The organism is Burkholderia sp. GbtcB21, assembly GCF_019091065.1.
GTDB lineage: Bacteria > Pseudomonadota > Gammaproteobacteria > Burkholderiales > Burkholderiaceae > Burkholderia > Burkholderia pyrrocinia_C.
Genome location: NZ_JAGXKA010000179.1, coordinates 1 through 299 on the forward strand (window position 1 = coordinate 1; position 299 = coordinate 299).

Annotated in this window: 1 pseudogene; it reads left to right on the plus strand. The window is 64.5% G+C overall.

The window, feature by feature from the left end:
- Positions 1–143: 143 nt before the first annotated feature.
- Positions 144–299, plus strand: a pseudogene (locus KVT39_RS36750) (50S ribosomal protein L3 N(5)-glutamine methyltransferase); the annotation flags it as partial.

Genomic DNA, 299 nt, shown 5'->3' on the forward strand with positions numbered 1-299 from the left:
ATCTGCCCGCAGGTGATCGAGTTCGGCCCGCCGAACGGCAGCATCCACAAGATCGTCGAGCACATCGAAGTGCGCTTCGTCGACCCGCTGAAGAACGTGTACCGCCGCGTGCTCGAACAACTGATCGCCTGGTGGAGCCTCGCATGACGACACCTTTTGCCTGTGTCCGCGCCCTGCTGCGCTTCGCGGTCACGCGCATCTCGAAGGCGAAGCTCGCCTTCGGCCACGGCGCCGACAATGCGTACGACGAAGCGGCCTACCTCGTGCTGCATACGCTCGACCTGCCGCTCGACACGCTC